At 72.7% G+C, this 4,415-nt stretch carries 6 protein-coding genes; 2 read left to right on the top strand and 4 right to left on the bottom strand.

Annotated elements, in window-relative coordinates:
- The 3 genes from JNW89_RS28825 to JNW89_RS28815 form a co-directional block, all read right to left on the bottom strand.
- On the bottom strand, window positions 1-570 hold a 570-nt coding region (locus JNW89_RS28825), incomplete at its 3' end, for a CGNR zinc finger domain-containing protein (protein WP_238451496.1).
- 19 nt (window positions 571-589) lie between these two features.
- The gene (locus JNW89_RS28820) at window positions 590-1,756 is read right to left on the bottom strand and encodes a glutathionylspermidine synthase family protein (RefSeq protein ID WP_238451495.1); all 1,167 of its coding nucleotides are present in this window, start codon (window positions 1,754-1,756) and stop codon (window positions 590-592) included.
- Between the two features lies 1 nt (window position 1,757).
- On the bottom strand, window positions 1,758-2,033 hold the full coding sequence (locus JNW89_RS28815) for a hypothetical protein (RefSeq protein WP_238451494.1): 276 nt from the start codon (window positions 2,031-2,033) through the stop codon (window positions 1,758-1,760).
- A 141-nt stretch (window positions 2,034-2,174) separates the two neighbouring features.
- Between JNW89_RS28815 and JNW89_RS28810 the strand changes: the two genes are divergently transcribed.
- Complete coding sequence (locus JNW89_RS28810; protein ID WP_238451493.1) at window positions 2,175-3,095, top strand: proline dehydrogenase family protein; 921 nt, start codon at window positions 2,175-2,177, stop codon at window positions 3,093-3,095.
- Between the two features lies 1 nt (window position 3,096).
- On the opposite strand, the gene JNW89_RS28805 is transcribed toward JNW89_RS28810, so the two are convergent.
- Window positions 3,097-3,501: a VOC family protein gene (locus JNW89_RS28805; RefSeq protein WP_238451492.1), complete on the bottom strand. Its 405-nt coding sequence runs from the start codon at window positions 3,499-3,501 to the stop codon at window positions 3,097-3,099.
- A gap of 199 nt (window positions 3,502-3,700) precedes the next feature.
- Here JNW89_RS28805 and JNW89_RS28800 point away from each other — a divergent pair, with 199 nt between their 5' ends.
- The gene (locus JNW89_RS28800; protein ID WP_306344923.1) at window positions 3,701-4,375 is read left to right on the top strand and encodes an alpha/beta fold hydrolase; all 675 of its coding nucleotides are present in this window, start codon (window positions 3,701-3,703) and stop codon (window positions 4,373-4,375) included.
- The last annotated feature ends 40 nt before the right edge of the window (window positions 4,376-4,415 follow it).

Genomic DNA, 4,415 nt, shown 5'->3' with positions numbered 1-4,415 from the left:
GGGGGTTAGGGAGTCGGCCTGGGTGGGGACGGGGAGTTGTTGCTCGCCGACGGCGGCACGCTTGCGGGCGCGGTGGGCGGCCACGTGGGAGCGGGTGGCGCAGCGCTCGGAGCAGAACCGGCGACAGCAGTTGGACGAGGTGTCCAGGTAGACGTTGCCGCAGCGCTCGTCCGCGCAGACCCCGAACCGGGCGCTGCCGTACTCGCAGAGCCAGACCGACAGGCCCCAGACCGCGCCGGCCAGGTATTCCGCGCTGACCGACGCGCCCCGGCTGGTCACGTGCATGTGCCAGTCGCTGGAGTCGTGCCCGGAGATCCGCGGCTGCACGGGGAACGCCTCCAGCAGGGCGTTCAGCTCGGCCACCGCCTGGACGTCCCGCCCGGAGGTGCCGAACTCGAACACGTCGCGCAGGCGCTTCTGCGCCCGCCGGAAGATCACCAGGTCCCGTTCGGCGACCTCGTCGCGCATCCACGCGTTGTCGTCCGGGAAGAGGGCCCGCAGGTCGTCGAGGTCGTCCAGGCGGGCGTTGACGAGATCAACACCGGTCCGGGCGTACGCGTCGAAGTTCACGACACCAACGGTAGACGACTCACGGGGCGCGCGGCGCGTCGATGTAGTGGGGCAGGAACCGCGCGTAACCGTCCGTGATGAGACTCTCGCTCTCCCGCAGGCCGACGCCGGCCGACTCGCCGTCGACGACCCAGCTCCCCAGCACCGTACGGTTGCCGGCGAAGTCCGGCAGCGCCCGGAACTCCTGGTAGCAGAAGCCCTCGGCGCCGTAGTCGCCCGGATTGGTGATCTCGGTGTCGCCGGTGACGATCCGCACCGCGGCGCCCTCCCGGCCGAGCAGCGGCTTCGCCACGTACTCCGGCATCCCGCGCGGCGAGTCCAGGTACGCCGGCAGCAGGTACTCGTGCCCCGGGTACAGCTCCCAGAGCACGGCCAGCAGCGCCTTGTTGGACAGCAGCAGCTTCCAGGCCGGCTCGATCCAGGTGGTCGGGGTGCCCGGCTCCAGCGCCGCCGGCCCGTACGGCTCGGCCAGCATCCACTCCCAGGGGTAGAGCTTGAAGCAGGTCGTCAGCGGTCGGTTGTCGGCGTCGACGAAGCGCCGGCCGTCCCAGCCGACGTGCTGGATCGGCAGCAGCGTCACGTCCAGCCCGGCCTGGCGGGCGGTCTCGGCCAGGTAGCCCGCGGTGATCTGGTCCTCGCCCGACTCCTCCTCGTTCGACCAGGTCACGTGCACCCGCCGGTCGTGCAGGCCGGCGCCGATCTTGGCCCAGGCGCCCACCAGCCGTTCATGCAGGCTGTTCCACTGGTCGGCGTCCGGGTGCGTCTGCTCCAGCCAGTACCACTGGATGATGCTCGCCTCGACCAGCGCGGTGGGGGTGTCGGCGTTGTACTCCAGCAGCTTCGGCGGCCAACTGCCGTCGTAGGCGAGGTCGAAGCGGCCGTAGAGGGTCGGCGGCCGCTCGCGCAGCGACCGGGCGACCGCCTCGGCGGCCCAGGCCGGGATGCCGAACTCGGCGTACCGGCCGCGGGCGACGACGTGCTCGGCCGCGGCCACCGACATTCGGTGCAGCTCCTCGGTGGCCTCCTCCAGCCGCAGCACCTCGGCCAGGTCGAAGGCGTACGCCGCCGTCTCGTCCCAGTACGACATGGTCCCGCCGTCGGGCAGTTCGGTGTCGACGTACACCAGGCCCTGCTCGCGGATGGTGGCGTCCCAGTCCGGGCGGGGGGTGGCCGCCTCGCGCCGCACCTCAGCCCCCGCAGGAGGCGAGGTGGGTGCCGAAACCGCCGCGCTCGGGCAGGGCCGCGGCGACCGGCCGGGGCTCGGCGGCGGTGCCGGTGGTGACCGCCGGTACCCGCATCGCCAGCGCGACCGTGTCCCCGCCGCCGGCCGGACCGAGGGCGCAGTCGTCGTCATCGTCGTCGTCGGAGGTCATGTTGCAGCCGGAGAGGGCGAGCGCCAGGGCGGTGAGCGCGCCCAGCTGCACGGAGGCTGACCGGAGCCGGCGGCGGGGGTGTCCATCCACGGCATCGTTGTAGCTGATCGACGCCACTTCCGTCGCCCCCCGGACGGTGCTCGTGATGCCATTGGGACGCCGGTCACGGGGCGTCGTGGCGGCTCGGCCGCCCCCCGACGGAGCGCGGCGCACGGGCGTTACGCTCGGCTCATGCTCCGTTCCGTCATCCTCGCCGCCTCCCGGTCATCCCAGGTCGAGCGGCTCATCGCGACGGCCCCGTTCACCCGGGACGTCGTCCGCCGGTTCGTCGCCGGCGCCGGCACCGACGACGCGTTGCGCGCGACCCGCGAACTCGTCGCCGACGGCCTCGCGGTCACCATCGACAACCTCGGCGAGGACACCGTCACTCCCGAGCAGGCCACCGCCACCCGCGACGAGTACCTCAAGCTGCTGAAGGTGCTCTCCGCCGCCGGGCTCACCCCGCCCGCCGAGGTCAGCGTGAAGCTCTCCGCCCTGGGCCAGAAGTTCGACGAGCAACTGGCGTACGACAACGCCCGGGCGATCTGCCTGGCGGCCGACGAGGTGGGCACCACGGTCACCCTCGACATGGAGGACCACACCACCACCGACTCGACCCTGAGCGTGCTGGCCAACCTGCGCAAGGACTTCCCGTCGACCGGTGCGGTGCTCCAGGCGTACCTGCGGCGGACCGAGTCGGACTGCCGCGAGCTGGCCGGCGCCGGGTCCCGGGTACGGCTCTGCAAGGGCGCGTACAAGGAGCCGGAGTCGGTGGCGTACCAGTCGGCCCGCGAGGTGGACAAGTCCTACGTCCGCTGCCTGAACGTGCTGATGTCCGGGGACGGCTACCCGATGCTGGCCACCCACGACCCGCGCCTGATCGCCATCGGCGAGGACCGGGCCCGCTGGTTCGACCGCGGCCCGGACCGCTTCGAGTTCCAGATGCTGTACGGCATCCGGCCGGAGGAGCAGGCCCGGCTGGTCGGCGAGGGCTACACCGTGCGGACCTACCTGCCCTACGGCGAGGACTGGTACGGCTACCTGATGCGCCGGCTCGCCGAGCGCCCCGCGAACCTGATGTTCTTCGGCCGGGCCCTGGTCTCCAAGAAGTGACTCAGGCGTTCGACCAGCCCCGGGTGCTCAACACCAACCGGTAGCCGTCCGGATCGGCCACCGTCACCCCCCAGCGGTCCCAGTACGGGCCGGCGGAGACTCTCGTCCCGCCGGCCCGTTCCAGTCTCGTGACCAGGTCCGCCTCGACCGGCCCGTCCAGGTAGAGCACGAACAGGTCCTCCTGGGTCGGGCGGGGCTCGACCGCCAGCTGTTCCCCGCCGACCAGTTCCAGGTGCCAGGCCGCGTCCGGCCAGCCCAGCATCAGCAGGTCGTGCTCACCGGGCTCGGCGGCCTCGCCCCGGTACAGCACCCTCAGGCCGAGTCCGTCGACCCAGAAGCGCTCGGCCGCCCCGAGGTCGCGGCTCGGCCGGGCGATGCGGAGGTGGGGGCTTCCCGTCGACGTCATGCGGTGATCATCGGAGCTGTACCGGACTTCAGGTCAAGTCCGCCGTTGACAGATTTGGCTAATGCACTTAGCCTCAAAGCTATGAGTATTAGCCAGGTGGAGCGGGACGGCGGCACCATCGCGTACGAGGTGCACGGCGAGGGGCCGCTGGTGGTGCTCGCGCACGGCATGGGGGAGAAGCCGGCGGTCCTTCCGCCACCTGATCCCGCTGCTGGTCGAGGCCGGCTACCGGGTGGCCTCGGTGGACGTCCGGGGGCACGGCGACTCCAGCGCCCACTGGCCGTCGTACGCCCCGGCCGAGGTCGGCTCGGACCTGCTGGCCGTGGTGCGTACCCTCGGCGGCCCGGCCACCCTGGTCGGCAGCTCGTCCAGCGCGGCGGCCGTCGTCTTCGCCGCCGGGGACGCGCCCGAGCTGGTCAACGGCATCGTGCAGATCGGCGCGTTCGTCGCCCAGCCCCGGCCCAACCCGGCGATGCGGCTGGCCCAGGCGGCGGTGCTGCGCAGTCCCCGGCTGTTCGGCATGTTCCACCGGACGCTCTTCCCCGGTGGCCGGCCCGCCGACGACGCCGCGTACCGCAAGGAGCTGGTCGCCGGCCTGCGCGGCCGGATGGCGGCGGTCCGCGGTGTGGTCGCGCCGGTCGCCCCGCACTGGACGGCCCGGGCGGCCGACGTGCGGCAGCCGGTGCTGGTGCTGATGGGCGCGAAGGACCCCGACTTCGCCGACCCGGGAGGCGAGGCGCGCGCGGCCCGCCGCCTCTTCGTCACCGCCGAGGCCCGCATGATCGCCGACTCCGGCCACTACCCGCACGCCGACCAGCCGACGGCCACCGCTGCCCAGCTGGTCGAGTTCCTGGCGGTGACCACGCGTGCCTAGGGCCGGGCTCACCCCGTCGACGGTGGTCCGCGAGGCGGCC

It is taken from the genome of Micromonospora sp. 4G55, from assembly GCF_016803375.1.
Note: the sequence above shows the minus strand (reverse complement) of the source record. Positions and strands in the feature narration are given on the sequence as shown.